Genomic DNA, 16,507 nt, shown 5'->3' with positions numbered 1-16,507 from the left:
CCGCAAGTACATTCGGCGACCCATGGACGTCACGACGCTGGTGCGGGGCGACGCCATCTCGGTTGTCGACTACCGGTGCCGCTCCGGACCTGGGGACGCGCCGTTCGCCGAGCTCCACCGCGGCTTCTCCGTCTCCTACGTGCGCAAGGGCAGCTTCGGTTACCGCGTCCGGGGGGAGGCGTTCGAGCTCGTGGCCGGGTCGCTCCTTGTCGGCCACCCCGGCGACGAGTACACGTGCTCACACGAGCACGTCGTCGGCGACGAGTGCCTGTCGTTCCAGCTCGCGCCGGCGCTCGTCGAGGCCCTCGGCGACGGCGCCGGCGCGTTCCGGGCCGGCGGCCTGCCGCCCGTGCCCGAGCTGATGGTGCTCGGCGAGCTCGCGCAGGCGGCCGCCGAGGGCAGGAGCGACCTCGGCGTCGACGAGGTGGGGGTGCTCCTCTCCGCCCGCTTCGTCGAGGTCGCCTCCGGCCGGAAGCGAAGGCCGCCGGACACCGGGGCGCGCGACCGCCGCCGCGCCGTCGAGGCGGCGCTCTGGCTGGACGAGCACGCGCACGAGCCCATCGACCTCGAGGGCGCGGCGCGGGAGGTCGGGCTCAGCCCGTTCCACTTCCTGCGGGTCTTCGGGAAGGTCGTCGGCGTGACCCCGCACCAGTACCTGGTCCGCGCCCGCCTGCGCCGCGCGGCGCGCCTCCTCGCCGACAGCGCCCGGTCGATCACCGACATCGCGCTCGACGTCGGGTTCGGCGACCTCTCCAACTTCGTCCGCACCTTCCACCGCGCGGCCGGCGTCTCGCCCCGCGGGTTCCGGAAGGCGGCGAGGGGGGATCGCAAGATCTTCCAAGATCGCCTCGCCGCGCGCTCCTAGGATGGCCGCCGGACGCGGGCGCCCCGCCTGCCCGCGAGGACCCTCATGACAGCAACGGCACACGGCTTCCTCCTGTTCGACACGGCGATCGGCCGCTGCGGCATCGCGTGGGGCGAGCGCGGCGTCGCCGCCTTGCAGCTGCCCGAGGCGCGCGAGCCCGAGACGCGCTCGCGCCTGCTCCAGCGCCTGCCGGGCGCCCAGGCGGCGGCGCCGCCGCCCGAGGTGCAGCGCGCGGTCGAGGCGATCGTCGCGCTCCTGCGCGGCGAGGCGAGCGACCTGTCCGCCGTCGCGCTCGACATGGATCGGGTTCCGCCGTTCCACCGCCGCGTCTACGAGGTCGCGCGCACCATCCCGCCGGGGGCGACGCTGACCTACGGCGAGGTCGCGGCGCGCCTCGGGGCGGTCGGCTCGGCGCGCGCCGTGGGGCAGGCGCTCGGGCGGAACCCGTTCGCGATCATCGTCCCGTGCCACCGCGTGCTCGCGGCCGGCGGCAAGGCCGGCGGCTTCTCCGCGAACGGCGGCGTCACGACGAAGCTCCGCCTCCTCGCGATCGAGGGCGGCCAGACGCGCGGCGCCCCGTCGAGCGCGCCCGGCGGCGACTTCGGCTTCGATCCGGGCGCCGCCGTCGAGCACCTGCGCGCGTCCGACGCGGCGCTCGCGCGCGTCATCGACGCGGTCGGGCCGTTCGCCATGCGGATCGACAGGACGTCGAGCCTCTTCCTCGCGCTCGCGGAGTCGATCGTCTACCAGCAGCTCACCGGCAAGGCCGCCGCGACCATCTTCGCGCGCGTGCGCGCGCTCTTCCCGCGAGCGCACGAGGGCCCCACGCCCGCGCAGCTCCTGCGCGCCTCCGACGAGAAGCTCCGCGGCGCCGGCCTCTCGCAGGCGAAGCTCCTCGCGCTGCGCGACCTCGCGCGGAAGACGGAGGACGGCGAGCTCCCCACGCTCGCCGAGGTGCACGGCATGGACGACGAGGCGATCATCGAGCGCCTCACGCGGGTGCGCGGCATCGGCCGGTGGACGGTGGAGATGCTCCTCATGTTCCGCCTCGGCCGCCCGGACGTGCTGCCCGTGGACGACTACGGCATCCGCAAAGGCTTCACGCTCGCGTTCAAGCGGCCCGAGCCGCCTGCGCGCGCGGATCTCGAGAAGCGCGGCGCGCGGTGGAAGCCGTACCGCACGGTGGCGAGCTGGTACCTCTGGCGCGCGGTGGATCTGGCGCGGGGCGGCTGACGCCTCGCCCCGCGGCGGCGCTGGGGCTGCCCAGCGGGGCGCCTCCTCCGGCGCTGTCGCCGTCGCCCGGGCGAGCAGCCATCGCGGCGCGGCCCTCGGTCGGGCTCGCCATCGCGGCGCGGCCCTCGGTCGGGCTCGCCATCGCGGCGCGGCCCTCGGTCGGGCTCGCCGTCGCGCTGGCCGGCGTCGAGGCCCGGGGCTAAGTTCTCGCCGGCCCGAGAGCGCCGCGTGGAGCGCCGCACGACGCTGGACAAGGTTGCCGTCGCGGATGGCAACGAGAAGAGCACGGGAGGAGCACGACAGTCATGCTGAAGAACCTCGAAGGGCAGCGCGTTCCGGATGTCACGTTTCGTACGCGTGTCGACGGTCAGTGGAAGGACGTGACCACCAAGGAGGTGTTCGCCGGCAAGAAGGTGGTTGTGTTCGCGCTGCCGGGCGCCTTCACGCCGACCTGCTCGAGCAGCCACGTGCCGCGCTACAACGAGCTCGCGGAGGAGTTCAAGCGGCGCGGGGTGGACACGATCGCGTGTGTGTCCGTGAACGACGCGTTCGTGATGGATGAGTGGTGCAAGGCGCAGGAGGCGGACAAGGTCCAGTTCCTGCCCGACGGGAACGGGGAGTTCTCCGAGAAGATGGGCATGCTCGTCGACAAGGCGAACCTCGGCTTCGGCAAGCGCTCGTGGCGCTATTCGATGCTCGTCGACGACGGCGTGATCAAGAAGATGTTCATCGAGCCCGAGGTGGAGGGGGATCCCTTCGATGTGTCGGACGCGGACACGATGCTGAAGTACCTGGATCCGTCGTCGAAGTCGCCGCACGACGTGCTGCTGTTCACGAAGCCGGGCTGTGGCTACTGCACCAAGGCGAAGCGGCTCCTCGACGCGCGGAAGATCCCTTATGAGGAGGTGGCGTCCTCGCCGCGCCGCCTGCGGGCGGTGAGCGGCAAGGGCACGACCCCGCAGGTCTTCATCGACGGCAAGCACATCGGCGGCGCCGACGAGCTCGAAACCTACCTCGCGAAGGCCTGATTCACGAAGGCGGCCCGGGCGCCCCCGACGACGGGGGTGCCTACGCGCCGCCCTCCGGGTCCGACGGATCGGCGCGGAAATGGGTCACCGCGGGCGCCGAGGCCGGCACCTCCACGGGGGCGACGGCCGAGCTGCGGCGCGCCGCGGCGGCGCACCTGTCGCTGTTCATGGCGAACTGCCCGATGCTGCTCCACAGCCTGTCGAACTCGGCCTGATCGAAGGTCGACCGGGACTGGAACAGGTCGTATCCGCCGTATTTCGGGTCCGCTCCGTCGCCGTCCTCCGGGGCGATGAACCGATAATGGCCCATCACGTCGGCGTGGTCGGCGTCGACAAGGAAGCTGCGCTTCGTGTCCGGATAGACCATCGATACGCAGTTGACGATCCCGTCGTTCATCTCCGGCGTGAGCGGCTCGGTCTGGGTCGGGTTCTCGAACCGTGGCACGGAGCAGGGCGGCCCGAGGGCCTCGACGACCTTCGGCTCCTTGATGTTGGCCGTGATGCCGTGAAAGATGCCGAAGGCGCCCAGGAACGGGCCGCCGGGGTCACGCTTTGCCCGGGTGACGATCGACCGGAGCGCGATGCCCCGATCCTCGTAGTACTTGCTCAGCTCCTCCTCGAGCTCCGCCCCGAGGAGGCTGGCTTTCCTTGTCCGCTTCGCGCTCTTGATGGAGGCCGCGAGCTCGCGAGGCCAGGCGCCGATACCGCGCGCGGACAGGCCCTGCTTGGACCAGCGCTCCTCGCGCGGCGGCCGGCCTGACAGCGGCAGGGGATCGAGATCCTCGAAGGCCTCGGTGTCCTCGGCGACGTGCAGCAGCCAGCGGAGCACGTTGAAGTACTCGCCGCGCGCCTCGGCCCTGGCGAGGTCGTCGCATGGCAGCGCGTGGAAGCGCTCGATCGTGTCGAGGGCGGCGCGGACGATGCCGTCCGATTGGCCGAACACCTGGAGGAGCGTCTTCGCGCGGCGGGCCGCGGAGCTCGCGTCCTTCGGGCCAGCCAGGCGGAGCCACCAGTGGAGGGCCCCGGCCAGGCCTGTGAGGAGGGGCTGCCTCCGGTGGAGGACGTGGGCGAGGTTCGTCCCGCGGTGCGGCGTCGAGAGGAACTGGATCGAGCAGATGCTCTCGAGGATGCGCTCCACCGGGACGCCGTAGACAGACCCTTTCTGCTCGGTCTCGGCCAGGAGCAGGAGCATCAGCGTCTTGATGTCCCGCCCGCCTGTCGAGTGGCCCACGAGGTGGACGCAGTCCCGCTGGCCGCGGCCCGCACCCCCGTAGAACACCCCCTGCCTGAACCGATCCGCGAGCCAGCGGAGGAGCGCGTGCGCGCGGGTGTCCACGCTCGCCGTGGGCAGGTTCGGGAAGCAATGCACCGAGAGCGGGCCTTGATACGGCCCGGTATCGGTGTTTCGGAGGATCTCCGTGACACCGCTGTAATAGACGATCGAACCCAGGATATCGAAGCCCGCGAAACCCGGCACGAGCACGAGGTGGCTTCTCGGTGAACTCATGGCTTTCCCTCCCACATGAAACGGCCGCGCGCATCACTTCTTCCGGCGATGAGCGACAGCCCGACGTTCTCTGATCGAGCGGGCGGTCGACGAACGCGCCGCGGGGGCGCCTCTCCCAGGGCCGGGCGAGCGCCGCGGCGCGTTCATCGACCGGCCGCCCGCCGGCGGGGCCCGGGGCCCCCGCTCACTCGGCGGGATACATCTCGTCGATGGTCCCGCGGAAGCGCTGCTCGATCACGTTGCGCTTCATCTTGAGCGTCGGCGTCATCTCGCCGTCCTGCACCGAGAACTCGCGGCCGAGGACCGTGAACCGCTTGATCTGCTCGAAGCTGGCGAGCTCCGCGTTCAAGGCGTCGACGTGCACCTTCACCTGGCTCACCACCTCGACGCTCGTGATCGCGTCGCTGCCCAGGGCGCCCCGCTCCTTCAGCTCGGCGAGCTTGCCCTCGGTCAGCGTGATCAGCGCCGAGAGGTACTTGCGGCCGTCGCCCACCATGCACACCTGGCTGATGATCTCCGCCGCCTTGAGCCTCTCCTCGATCGGGAGCGGCGCGATCATCTTGCCGCCCGAGGTCTTGAGGATCTCCTTCTTGCGGCCCCGGATCTTGAGCTGTCCGCGGTCGTTCCACTCGCCGAGATCGCCCGTGTGCAGCCAGCCGTCCTCGAGCGCGGCCTCCGTCGCCGCCTTGTCCTTGTAATAACCCACGAACACGTGCCGGCCGCGGGTCAGGATCTCGCCGTCCTCGGCCAGCTTGAACTCGACGCCCGGCACGGGCTTGCCCACGGTGCCCGCGCTCTCGATGCCCGGCTCGGTCATGCAGATGACGCCTGTCGACTCGGTCTGGCCGAAGTCCTCGAGGATCTCGAGGTTCAGCGCGCGGAACCACGTCGAGATGTGCGGCGCGAGCGCCGCCGCGCCCGAGGCGAGCACCTCGGCCTTGCCCAGGCCGAGCGCCGCGCGCACCTTGCCCAGCACGAGCTTGTCGGCGAGCTTGAGCTGCAAGGCGTCGAGCGCGCTCGGCGCGCGCTGCGCGTACTTCGCCTGGGCCACGCGGGCGCCCACGGCGAGCGCCCACTCGGCCAGCTTCTTCTTGGCGCCCTTGCCCCCGCGCACCTTCGCCATCACGCCTTCCATCATCTTCTCCCAGAGCCGCGGCACGCAGAGCAGCAGCGTGGGCTGCACCTCGGGGAGCTCGATCGAGACGTTCTCGAACTTCGAGCAGAAGTTGACGGTGTAGCGCTGGGTAAGGCCCGCCCCGACGCACTGCAGCTTCTCGGCGATGTGACAGAGCGGGAGGAACGAGAACATCGTGCCGCGCGCGAACGGCAGGTTCCAGTACTTCACGACCATGTCGGCCGTGTAAGCCAGGTTGTCGTGCGAGAGCATGGCCCCCTTGGGGTTGCCCGTCGTACCCGAGGTGTAGATCAGGAACGCGCCGGCCCTGGGGTCGATCTTCGCCAGGTAGTCGGCGAACGTCTTCGCGCCCGGCTGCCCCGCGAGCGCGCGGCCCTCGGCCAGCGCCTGCTCGTACGAGATCGCCTTGGGCGAGATCGATGTGTCACCATCGAAGACGAGGATCCAACTCACGCTGTCAGGGACGGAATACTCGCCCTTCTCCCCGGAGATCTTCTGAAAGTACTCCTTGTTTTGCACCGAGAGCAGCGTCGCCTCGGTGTGGTTCAGGATGTACTGGATGTCTTTCGCGGTGGAGTTCGGGTAGAGGCCCGCCGACTTGCCCCCGACGAGCAGCGCCGCCAGGTCGACGTGGACCCACTGCGGGCAGTTGTACGAGAGGATCGCGCCGACCTGGCTCGCGTCGAAGCCCCTGGACTCCAGGAACAGCGCGAGGTGGTGAACCCGGTCACGGTAGTCGCGCGCGGTCAGCGTCTTCCACTCGCCTTGAGATTTGAAGCGCTGGGCCGGCGCGTCAGGAGATTCGTTAGCCCACTGTTCCAGACGGTGGAGGACGGTGCTCATTGCATCTCCTGCGGCTCAAGGCCTCGAGGGTCGCGGGGTGGCCAGGATGCGGGAGCCGCCGGGGCATTGTCAATCCGCGTCGAGGAGCCCCTCGAAGCGCTGGCGGCGAGCCGCCGGTTGTCTCGTTCCGCGTACCGCCCGGCCCGCTCGTCGCGGGTCACGGTTCGGCGTGGCCGCCCGGCGCCGCGGCCTGATACGATCCGATAAGGAACCTCACCTCACGTGGCCCGTCCATGCGGCATGTCCCCGAGCGCTTTCAGATCGTCCGGCGGCTCGGGGCAGGCGGCTTCGGGATCGTGTACGAGGCGATCGATCGCGAGCGCGGGGAGCGGGTCGCCCTGAAGGCGCTCGCGCGCGTGGGCGCCTCGGCCCTCTACCGCTTCAAGCGGGAGTTCCGGGCGCTCGCGGACGTCACCCACGACAACCTCGTCCGGCTCCACGAGCTCATCGGCAGCGGGGACGAGTGGTTCTTCACCATGGAGCTCGTGCGCGGGGTCGACTGGCTCACCCACGTGCGCGGGCAGGGAGCCGCGGGCGGCGCCGCCTCGTGGCCCAGCCTGACCAGCACCGCGCCCCCGGACGAGGGGATCGATCTCGACGCCACGCTGGAGGAGCCGGTCGAGCGCCCGCCCGCGCCCTCTCCTGCCGGCGCCGCCTGCGCGGAGGCGCGCGCCGGCGCCGACCTGAAGCGGGTGCGGTCCTCGCTCGTCCAGGTCGCGCGGGCGCTCCAGGCGGTCCACGCGGCGCGGCTCGTCCACCGGGACGTGAAGCCCTCCAACGTGCTCGTCACGGCCGAGGGGCGCGCCGTCGTGCTCGATTTCGGCGTCGCCTCGCGCCTCTCGACCAGCGGCAGCGGGCAGAGCGCGACCGACGCCGAGCAGCTCGTCGGGACGCCGCGCTACATGGCGCCGGAGCAGGTGGGCGCGAGCGCCGCGGCGCCGAGCGCCGACTGGTACGCGCTCGGCGTGATGCTCTTCGAGGCGCTGGCAGGGAGGCCGCCCTTCACGGGCACGTCGATCGAGGTCCTCGCCGAGAAGCAGCGATCCGCGCCGCCCCGGCTCCGCGACGTCGCGCCGTGGGCGCCGGACGACCTGGCCGACCTCGTCGCCGATCTGCTGTGCGCGGCGCCGGAGCGGCGCCCCTCCGGCGCGGAGGTGGTGCGGCGGCTCGGCGCGGCGGGAGATCTCGCGGCGGCGCCCCCCGACCCGGCGGCGCCGGTCGGTCGCGGCGGCCGCGGCCCGTCGCGCGCGGCGGTGGAGGCGCCGGCGACGCGGCCGCGGGAGCTCGAGGCGCTCTCCGGCGCGCTCGCGCGGGTGCGGGAGGGGCAGCCGGGGCTGGTCCTCGTCCAGGGCGCCGCCGCGGCGGACGGGGGCGCGCTCGTGCGCGCGTTCCTCGACCGCGAGGCCGGGGACGCGCTCGTGCTCGAGGGCAGGTGCCACGAGCGCGAGCAGGTGCCGTTCAGGGCGCTCGACGGCGCGATCGACGCGCTCAGCCGCCACCTCGTGCGGACCCCGCCGGGGGAGGCCGCCGCGCTCATGCCCCGCGGCGCCGCCGCGCTGGCCCGCGTCTTTCCCGTGCTCGCGCGCGTGCCGGCCGTGCGCGCGGCGCCGCCGCTCCCGGCGCCGCGGAGCGCAGCGGAAGAGGGCGAGGAGCGGCTCCGGGCGCGCGCCTCGGCCGCGCTGCGCGATCTGCTCGGGCGGATCTCCGACCGGCGCGCCGTCGTCGTGTTCATCGACGACGCCCACGGGGGCGACGCGGAGAGCGCGTCGCTGCTCGCGGAGATCATGGCCTCGCCGGACCCGGCCGCGCTCCTGCTGATCGTCGCCTACCGCCCCGAGGACGCCGGAGCGAGCCCGCTGCTCTCGGCGCTCCGGACCTCCCCGGCGATGGCCGCGGTGCACACCGTGGAGATCGACCTCACGGGAACCCCGGCGCGAAGATCGCCGCCAGGCGCGCGGGGTTCCTGACGCCCTGGCCCGCCATCCAGGCGTCCGCGGCCTGGATCAGCGAGCGGCCCTCGTCCCCGCCGAGGAGCTGGCCGCGGCGGCGGCGCGCGCAGGCGGCGAAGAGGCCCATCCCGCGCTCGTCGAACGCGGCCGCGGCCGCCGCGAGGAGCGACAGCGCCGAGGCGGCCTGGCCCCGCTGCGCCGCGATGGCGGCGCGCAGGGACATCACCATCGGAGCGACCCACGGCGCGCCCTCGCGCGACAGCCGCCGGGCGTCGCGCGCCGCGCCGCGGAGCAGGGCCCGGCCGAGCCGCGCGTCGCCGGCGCCGTCGCGCGCGGCGGCCTCCAGCGCCGCGGACGCGCGCAGGTGATGGATCAAGACGCGGTAGTACTGGAACCTCGGCAGGAACGACCAGGCGATCTTGCGCCAGCGGTCCTCGATCCTCCGCAGCGCCGCGAGCGGCGCGCCGGCGTAGAGGTCGATGCGCCCGAGCGCCACGGTCTCCAGGCAGTCGAGGTGGTCGAACGCGCGGCGCGGCCAGCGCGCCATGGCGCCCAGCACCTCTTCGCGCGCCGCGTCCGGCCGGTCCGCGGCGAGCGGCACGATGTACGTGAGCCCCACCCGGAAGAAGCTGGCCGCGTAGAGGTCGCCGCGCGCGTCCGCGTCCGCGCAGCGCGGCGCCGCGAGGCGGGCCAGCGCGTCGAGCTCGCCGCGGTGGTAGTGGGCCACCATCATGAACCGGCTGGTAGTGCCCAGCTCCCACGCGACGCCCGCGCACCGCGCGCGCAGGAGGTCCTCGGCCTCGCGGCAGAGCTCGAGGCCCTCGGCCCAGCGCCCGGAGAGGCTCTCGACGACGCCGAGCATGCCCTTGTTGAAGGCGATGAGGTACGGGTCGCCGACCTTCTCCGCGAGCGCCGCCCCCGTGCCGTAGAGCCGGTGCGCCTGGCGGCGCCCCACGACGTGGTCCGTGCCGAGGTGCGCGATCTCGGTCGCGATGGCGCGGGCGAGGCGGTAGGGCTCGCCCGCGCGGAGCGCGAGGAGGAGGTGCCTCGCCTGGAACTCCGCGCCCTGGAGGACATCGGCCATGGCGAGCCCGACGGAGGCCGACCAGCAGATGTCGATGCGGGTCAGCGTCTCGGCCGGCAGATCGCGGGCGTCGCGCTCCCGGAAGCGGAAGCCGCGCACGCGCAGGAGCAGGCGGAAGAACAGGAGCGAGAGCAGCACCGCCCACCGGCGCTCGGCGAGCCGCATCCCCACGGCCGCAAGGACGCCCCGGAGCGCGCGCTTGCCCTCCTCGATGTGCCCGCTCACGAGCAGCTGCTCGGCGGCGCACCGCCGCAGATCGAGGCTCTCCCGCGGCGGCGCGCCCTCGGCCGCGGCGGCGTACGCCCGGGCCGCCTCCGCGCCGCGGCCGGCGTTGCGCAGGGCGTGCGCGAGCTTGACCCGCAGCGCGCGCGCCTCCCCCGCGCCGGCCGGCGCCGCCTCGAGCGCGGCGGCGAAGTGCTCCGCGGCGCGATCGAAGGCGAGCGCCTCGGCCGCGCGGTCGCCCGCCTGGACCGCGTAGCGGGCCGCCTCGGCGGGGCGCCCGGCGCGCCGGAAGTGCACGGCGAGCGCGTCCGCGTCGGCCCGCCCCGAGTCCTCCAGGACGGCGGCGAGCCGCAGGTGGACCTCGGCGAGCTCCGCCGCGCCGAGCTGCGCGAGGGCCGCCTCGCGGATGCGGTCGTGAAACGCCTCGAGCTCCTGCTCGCCGTGCTGCCCCCGCGCGCGCACGACGTTGCCGGCCCGGAGCGCCGCGAGCGCGGCCCGCTCCTGCTCGGGGGTGAGCGCCGCGGCCTGCCGCGCGTCGCGGAGGTCGAGCGGCTTGCCCGACACGGCGATGACCTCGAGCAGGCGCCTCGCCTCGGCGGGCAGGCGCAGGAGGCGGTTCGCGAGGACCGATCCCAGCCGGACGCCGCCGCCGTCCGCGCCGCGCGCCGACTCCGGCGCGGCCTGGCCCTGCACGTCGCGCGAGAGCTCGATCACGAAGAACGGGCTCCCGGCCGCCTCCGCCGCGATCGCGTCGGCCTGCGCGGCGGCCCGAGCGCCGCCGCCGAGGAAGGCCAGCGCGAGGTCGCGCCCCTCCTCGGGGGTGAGCGCGCCGACGGCCAGGGAGCGCACGTCGCCCTCGTCCCCGTCGCTCGGGGCTGGCGGGAGCAGCCGCGCGAGGAGCTCGCTCCGCGCGGCGTCCTCGCTCCGGTAGCAGAGGAGCAGCAGGAGCGCGGGCGCGTCGGGCTCGCGGAGGACGTCGGTGAGGAGCGCGGCGCTGTCGGCGTCCCCCCACTGGAGATCGTCGATGAACAGGACGAGCGGCCGTCGATCCGCGATCCGCGCGAGGAGCTCGCGGAGCGCGGCGAACCCGCGCCGGCGGAGCTCCCGGGCGTCCGGGGGCTCGATCTCGCGCCGCGGCGCCCGGGCGATCGCGTCGACCTGCCCGAGCACCGGGAAGAGGCGCACGACCGCGTGGACGTCGCGCGGCATGAGCTCGGCGGCCTCCAGCCTGGGGAGGCGCGAGAGGTGGCGGCTGAGCGCGTCGATCAGGCTGTCGACGGCCTTGTAGGGGACGGATTCCCGCTCGTAACAGCGGCCCTCGAGGATCACCGCGTGATCCACGCGCCCGAGCTCGTCGAGGAAGCGCCGGACGAGCGCGGTCTTGCCCGTGCCCGACGCGCCGTGGATGTGCAGGGTGGTCGCCCGCCCTCCCCTCGCCCGCTCGAACGCCCCGCGCAGCGCGTCGATGTGCCGCTGCCGCCCGACGAACGGCGCGCCGTTCCCGGCCGGCGGCCCCGGGCGCGCCTCGGCGAGCGGCGGCGCGCCGGCGCTGCCGCGGGCGTCGCCGCGCGGCGGCAGCAGCCGCCGGAGCACCTCGGGCGCCGGGGGCCGCTCGTCGGGGGCGCGGCGCAGCAGCTCCGCGCAGAGGGCGTCGAGGTCCTCCGGGATGCCCGGCGCGAGCGCGCTCGGAGGAGGCGGCTCTTCCGCCTGCTTTCGCAGGATGACGTCGAGCGCCCCTCCCTCGAAGGGCCGGCGCCCGGTGAGCGCCTCGTGGAGCATGACGCCGACCGCGTACCAGTCGCATGCGGGCGTCAGGGAGCCGGCCTTGGCCTGCTCCGGCGCCATGTACGCCGGCGTCCCCGCGATGTGGCTGCCGCTCTGGTCGATGGAGCCGCTCGAGAGCTCCGCCACGAGGCCGAAATCGAGGATGACGACGCGCCCCTCGCGCGTCACGAGCACGTTCGACGGCTTCAGGTCGCGATGGAGCTTGCCGGCCGCGTGGAGCGCGGCGAGGCCCTGGGCGAGCTGGAGGAGCGCGCTCCTCAGCGGCCCCCAGGGCGGCGGCGCAGCGGCGGCCGGGTCGCGCCCGGCGCCGCCGGCGGCCGGAGGGGGCCACGCGGCCGACAGGTCCGGTTCCGTCGCGTCCGGGTCGTCCTGGGCAAGGCTGGGCGCTGTGGGGCTGGGCGCCGAGGCGGCGCGGGCGCCGCGGGCGCCGCGGGCCAATGAGCCGCGCACGGAGGAGAGGAAATCGATGCCCTCGATGAGGTCCATCGTGAAAAACCACTGATCGTCCTCGGAGAACAGCTCGTGGAGCGCGACCAGGTTCGGGTGGACGACCTCGGACAGGGCGCGGAACTCGCGCTTGAACCGGTAGAGCGCGAGCGGGTCGAGGCGGTGGAGCGACTTCAATGCGACGCGCGCCCCCCGCTCGCGATCCTGCGCCTCGTAGACGGCGCCGAACGCGCCCTCGCCGAGGCGGCGGCCGATCGAGAATCGCGCATTGCTGGGGGGCGTCCGCTGCATCGAATCGCTCTGCAGTGCCCGGCCTGCGGGCGGCGAGCCTACCACGCGGCGCGCGCGATTTTGCGCCGGATTCCGCGCCGGATTCCGCGCCGACCTGGAGCCTTGCGCGCCCTGGCGCCGCAATGCGAGAGTCGGCCGCGGGAGAATGAGCGAGGCAACGGCGTCCGGCGGCCCGACCCGAACAGACGAGGCGCCGCGCGGGGCCGACGAGGGCGGCTCGTACCTGCTCGTGGTGCAGGGGAGCTCCTCGTCGGTGCTCCGCCTGCCGCGGAGCGGCGTGGTGCTCCTGGGCCGCGGGCCCCGGGCCGACGTGCGCCTCCGCAACACCTCGGCGTCGCGGGAGCACGCGAAGATCGTGCTGCTCGACGGGCGCGCGCAGCTCGTCGATCTCGGCAGCCGGAACGGCACCCTGCTGAACGGCGTCCGCGTCGACGGCGCGAGGCCGCTCGGCTCGGGCGACGTGGTGTCGATCGGCGAGGCCGTCGTGGTGATGCGGTGCCCGCGCCCCGCGAAGAGCCGGCAGGTCCTCGAGATCGCGGAGCTGCGGCGGAGGATCGAGGGGGAGATCGACAGGGCGCTGCGCCACGATCGGCCGGCGACGGTGATCGCCGTCCAGCTCGGGGCGGCCTCGGCCCGCGAGGTCGTCGCCGGCGCGCTGGAGCGGGAGCTCGCGGTGACCGACTTCGCGGGCTTCGAGGCCGACGACCGCCTCCTCGTGCTCTTGCCCGAGGCGGACGCGGCCGCTGCGGGCCACGCCGTGCAGCGGCTCGTCGACGCCGTGCACGCCGTCGCCGCGGCGCCGAAGGTCGGCGTGGCGACGGCGCCGGCGGACGGCTGCGACGCGGACACGCTCGTCGCGTCGGCCCGGGCCGCCGCGGAGGTCGCGCGCCCCGGGCACCCGGCGACCGCGGCGGAGGCGGTGACCACGCTGGAGATCGGCGGGCAGCGCACGGTGCTCGCCGACGCGGCCACGGTGCGCGTGTTCGATCTGATCCGGCGCCTCGCGGCGACGGACCTGCCGGTGCTGGTGACCGGCGAGACGGGCTCCGGAAAGGAGAGCGCGGCGCGCGCGCTGCATGAGTGGTCCCCGAGGGCGCGGCGACCGCTCGTCACGCTCAACTGCGCCGCGATGCCCGAGAGCCTGGTCGAGAGCGAGCTCTTCGGCTACGAGCGCGGCGCGTTCTCCGGCGCGGCGGGCCCGAAGCCGGGCCTCCTGGAGCACGGGAGCGGGGGGACCGTCTTCCTCGACGAGATAGGCGATCTCTCGGCGAGCGCCCAGGCGAAGATCCTTCGCGCGATCGAGACCCGGCGGATCCTCCGGCTGGGCGACGTGCGCGAGCGCGAGGTCGACATCCGCGTCGTCGCCGCCACGCACAAGGATCTTCAGGGGGAGGTCAAGGCCGGCCGCTTCCGGCAAGATCTCTATTATCGCCTCGGCGCGGCCACGGTGATCTTGCCCCCTCTCCGGGAGCGCCCCCGGGAGATCCTCGCGCTCTCGCGGGCGTTCCTGGCCGACGCGTGCGCGCGCGCGGGGCGCGAGGAGATGGTCCTGTCGACGGAGGCGACGGAGCTCTTCACGGCCTATGCGTGGCCGGGCAACGTGCGTGAGCTGAAGAACGTCATCGATTACATCGCGGCGACGGTCAGCGCGCGCATCGTCGAGCGCGGGCACCTGCCAGCCGCGCTCGCGGCGGGGCCGCCGCGCCCCGAGGGCATCCCGCCCTCCGTGGCGCCGGCCTCCCGCGCGGCGCCCTCCGCGAGGGGTGCTGGCCGGACGTTCCGGCCGCTCGCCGAGGAGGTGAGGGAGCTCGAGCGCACGCGCATCGCCGAGGCGCTCGCCGCGGTCGGAGGGGTGCAGACGAGGGCGGCGGAGGCGCTCCACATGCCGCTGCGGACCTTCGTGCTGAAGATGAACCGTTACGGCCTGGCGAAGCGCAGGCGGTGACGCCGCCGCCGGGTGCGGCTCCGAGCGGACAAGGTGTCAGCGGGAGACGACCCGGCGCCTCCCTCGTCCGGCGCATCCTGTTCGAGCCATTTCCGGGGCACCGAGCTCGGTCGTGAGAGGGCGATCGAATAGCGCTGCTGCGGGCCGTCGGACGGGGAAGCGAACCGCCATGACGCCAAGAGACCAGGGAAGAAGGTCGGCGACGCCGAGGTGCAGATCCCCTGAAGGCGGCGCAGATCCCCGCAGTGGCCGGCGGCGAGCTCTCCAGTGCCCGCCGGCATCGTGGCGGATTCTCCGACGCCCCCGGCGTCTTCCCGCGCTCGATCCGATCGGGTAGTCTTGCCCACTGTGATCTCCTGCCTCCGGAGGAACACATCCGGCCCGATCATGGCCGCTGCCTCCTTCGGTGATAGCGCCCAGGCGCTCGACAGCGCCCATCCGCCGGCTCGCGGTGCCCCCGTCCAGGCCGCCCGCACCTCAGAGTGCCAAAGCACATTCACCTGATATGAAAATCCTCTTCCTGGGCGCGAACCCTTTCGACACCACCCGCCTGGCGCTCGATCGCGAAATCCGCGAGATCACCCGACGGCTTCGCGCCAGTCCCCACGCCGAGCGGTTCGAGCTGGTGCACGAGTGGGCGCTGCGCGTCGGAGACATCCAGGCGGCGCTCTTGAGGCACAGGCCGCAGGTGGTCCACTTCTCCGGGCACGGACGCGCCGGGGTTGGCCATGCAGGCGGCCCCGCGGGAATGACCCGCGAGCTGCCTGCGACTGAGCCAACCACAGGCAATTGCAGCGAAATTCTGGTGGAGAACGACGCCGGCGCCGCGGTGCCCATCGCGACCTCGGCGCTGGCCGAGCTGTTCCGGATCGTGGGCGGGGTCCGCTGCGTGGTTCTCAACGCGTGCCATTCCGCCGCTCAGGGAGAAGCCCTCCGGAAGCAGGTGGACTTCGTGCTGGGGATGGGCCACGCGATCCAGGACGAAGCGGCGATCGCCTTCGCCTGGGCCTTTTACCAAGGGCTAGGGTTCGGGGAGCCGGTCGACAAGGCGTTTGAGCTCGGCAAGAACCAGATTCACCTGGCCGGCTCGCTCGACATCGATGTACCGAAGCTCCTGGTACGCGAGGGCATATCCCCAGAGCACATCCGTCTGCCGCTTCTGAGCGCTGCCGAGCGCCCCCCCGCGGCCGCTGCAAGCCTCGACAGGCCCACCTCGGGCGCCCGCGGCGAGGAACCCGACGTTTCCAAGGCGAAGCCGCTGAAGCGTCGCTCGCTGCTCGACCGTCGGCTGGCTGCCGAGCTGATCGTCTCGTATCCGCCGCAGGCGGGCTCGCGCCGCGTCGACGCACGAAGCCAGCGCTCAAACCTGTACGCGCTGAGCCTCTTCGAGAACGTCCTCATCGAAAACCAGTTCGGGAGCATCCTGGCGGGGCTCGTATCCGGGGATCAGCTGCTCGAAGAGGCCGTCCTGTTCGTGACCGGCGACGCCGGCGACGAACCTCCGGAGCTCCTCAAGGCCATTGACGAGGCGTCCCGCGCCTGGCTGAGCGATCCAGGGTTTCAGCTCGCCGCGTCCGTGTACGGGCGCTCCAAGCGCAGCATGAGCGAGAGCCTCGCGGACGCCGTCGCATACCTCCGGCGGATGCTGCTGCTCGCACGGCGCTTCGACGCCGCCATCGTCCCTCACCCCGATCGCTGGCGTCTCTACGAGCACTGGTTCGAGAGCTGCATTCAGCGCGCCTCCGGCGCTGAGCCGACGCGGACCATCATCCCGCTACCCGAGCCGGCGGCGGCTGCGGCCGAGGCGGTATCGATGGAGCGCTCCGCCCAGATCGCGCAGATCGACCCCGGGGCGCCTGGCGCGGCGCCGCCCGTACGTCTGATCCGCTACGGCCCCATGGTGTATCCCTTCCCGGCTGCGTACGCGAAGCGACTCGCCCCTGCCGCCGTCACGACCTACCCGGCCTTCACCTATGAGTTCTGCACCGCCGGCAGGACGGAAGGGCCCCGATGAGCCGAGAGGACGACCCGGAGGGCCTCCGCAAGCTGCTCCTCAGCTGGAACGAAGCCAAGAAAGCCCTCGCCGCCTCTGCCCTGGCCGTCCTCCGCGACGATCCGGATCGCGGAGACGTTCGCCAGCTCTTCGTAGAGCATTTCTTGTGAGGTTTCAGGC

General features: G+C 73.3%; 11 protein-coding genes. 8 read left to right on the top strand and 3 right to left on the bottom strand.

What is annotated here, in order from left to right; translation table 11 throughout:
• Positions 1–22: 22 nt before the first annotated feature.
• The 4 genes from WME95_RS05040 to WME95_RS05025 all read left to right on the top strand — a co-directional run bounded on the left by WME95_RS05040 (position 23) and on the right by WME95_RS05025 (position 3,126).
• Entirely contained in the window at positions 23–865 is an 843-nt protein-coding gene (locus WME95_RS05040) for a helix-turn-helix transcriptional regulator (RefSeq protein WP_437549777.1), read from the top strand.
• 45 nt (positions 866–910) lie between these two features.
• Positions 911–2,098, top strand: a complete 1,188-nt coding sequence (locus WME95_RS05035; protein ID WP_437907255.1) for a methylated-DNA--[protein]-cysteine S-methyltransferase — start codon at positions 911–913, stop codon at positions 2,096–2,098.
• Positions 2,029–2,301, top strand: coding sequence for a hypothetical protein (locus WME95_RS05030; RefSeq protein WP_437911136.1), 273 nt, complete (start codon positions 2,029–2,031; stop codon positions 2,299–2,301). The genes WME95_RS05035 and WME95_RS05030 overlap by 70 nt, the downstream gene beginning before the upstream one ends.
• A 102-nt stretch (positions 2,302–2,403) precedes the next feature.
• Positions 2,404–3,126, top strand: coding sequence for a glutathione peroxidase (locus WME95_RS05025; RefSeq protein WP_437907253.1), 723 nt, complete (start codon positions 2,404–2,406; stop codon positions 3,124–3,126).
• A 40-nt stretch (positions 3,127–3,166) separates the two neighbouring features.
• On the opposite strand, the gene WME95_RS05020 is transcribed toward WME95_RS05025, so the two are convergent.
• Together WME95_RS05020 and WME95_RS05015 are read right to left on the bottom strand one after the other, a co-directional pair.
• Positions 3,167–4,633, bottom strand: coding sequence for a hypothetical protein (locus WME95_RS05020; RefSeq protein ID WP_437907251.1), 1,467 nt, complete (start codon positions 4,631–4,633; stop codon positions 3,167–3,169).
• Between the two features lie 184 nt (positions 4,634–4,817).
• Complete coding sequence (locus WME95_RS05015; protein ID WP_437907250.1) at positions 4,818–6,611, bottom strand: AMP-dependent synthetase/ligase; 1,794 nt, start codon at positions 6,609–6,611, stop codon at positions 4,818–4,820.
• 233 nt (positions 6,612–6,844) lie between these two features.
• On the opposite strand from WME95_RS05015, the gene WME95_RS05010 reads away from it, so the two are divergent.
• On the top strand, positions 6,845–8,578 hold the full coding sequence (locus tag WME95_RS05010) for a protein kinase domain-containing protein (RefSeq protein ID WP_437907249.1): 1,734 nt from the start codon (positions 6,845–6,847) through the stop codon (positions 8,576–8,578).
• On the opposite strand, the gene WME95_RS05005 is transcribed toward WME95_RS05010, so the two are convergent.
• Positions 8,529–12,389, bottom strand: coding sequence for a serine/threonine-protein kinase (locus WME95_RS05005; protein ID WP_437907247.1), 3,861 nt, complete (start codon positions 12,387–12,389; stop codon positions 8,529–8,531). The two genes, WME95_RS05010 and WME95_RS05005, sit on opposite strands and share 50 nt — an antisense overlap.
• A 145-nt stretch (positions 12,390–12,534) precedes the next feature.
• Here WME95_RS05005 and WME95_RS05000 point away from each other — a divergent pair, with 145 nt between their 5' ends.
• From WME95_RS05000 to WME95_RS04990, 3 genes are all read left to right on the top strand, one after another.
• Positions 12,535–14,334 (top strand): sigma 54-interacting transcriptional regulator, encoded by a 1,800-nt coding sequence (locus tag WME95_RS05000; RefSeq protein WP_437907245.1) that lies wholly within the window; start codon positions 12,535–12,537, stop codon positions 14,332–14,334.
• 406 nt (positions 14,335–14,740) lie between these two features.
• A complete protein-coding gene (locus tag WME95_RS04995) occupies positions 14,741–16,348 on the top strand; it encodes a CHAT domain-containing protein (protein WP_437907244.1) in 1,608 nt (535 codons plus the stop codon).
• Positions 16,345–16,497: a hypothetical protein gene (locus WME95_RS04990; protein ID WP_437907243.1), complete on the top strand. Its 153-nt coding sequence runs from the start codon at positions 16,345–16,347 to the stop codon at positions 16,495–16,497. Before WME95_RS04995 ends, WME95_RS04990 begins: the two co-directional genes overlap by 4 nt.
• Positions 16,498–16,507: the final 10 nt, after the last annotated feature.

The organism is Sorangium sp. So ce327, assembly GCF_051530205.1.
GTDB classification, from domain to species: domain Bacteria; phylum Myxococcota_A; class Polyangia; order Polyangiales; family Polyangiaceae; genus Sorangium; species Sorangium cellulosum_B.
Note: the sequence above shows the minus strand (reverse complement) of the source record. Positions and strands in the feature narration are given on the sequence as shown.

What these genes read in the sequence shown, in the direction of transcription:
- WME95_RS05040 (WP_437549777.1), top strand. Translation starts at nt 23, where the DNA reads ATGGACGTCACGACGCTGGTGCGGGGCGACGCCATCTCGGTTGTCGAC.
- WME95_RS05015 (WP_437907250.1), bottom strand. Translation starts at nt 6,611, where the DNA reads ATGAGCACCGTCCTCCACCGTCTGGAACAGTGGGCTAACGAATCTCCT.
- WME95_RS04990 (WP_437907243.1), top strand. Translation starts at nt 16,345, where the DNA reads ATGAGCCGAGAGGACGACCCGGAGGGCCTCCGCAAGCTGCTCCTCAGC.
- WME95_RS05035 (WP_437907255.1), top strand. Translation starts at nt 911, where the DNA reads ATGACAGCAACGGCACACGGCTTCCTCCTGTTCGACACGGCGATCGGC.
- WME95_RS05010 (WP_437907249.1), top strand. Translation starts at nt 6,845, where the DNA reads ATGCGGCATGTCCCCGAGCGCTTTCAGATCGTCCGGCGGCTCGGGGCA.
- WME95_RS05005 (WP_437907247.1), bottom strand. Translation starts at nt 12,389, where the DNA reads ATGCAGCGGACGCCCCCCAGCAATGCGCGATTCTCGATCGGCCGCCGC.
- WME95_RS05020 (WP_437907251.1), bottom strand. Translation starts at nt 4,633, where the DNA reads ATGAGTTCACCGAGAAGCCACCTCGTGCTCGTGCCGGGTTTCGCGGGC.
- WME95_RS05025 (WP_437907253.1), top strand. Translation starts at nt 2,404, where the DNA reads ATGCTGAAGAACCTCGAAGGGCAGCGCGTTCCGGATGTCACGTTTCGT.
- WME95_RS05000 (WP_437907245.1), top strand. Translation starts at nt 12,535, where the DNA reads ATGAGCGAGGCAACGGCGTCCGGCGGCCCGACCCGAACAGACGAGGCG.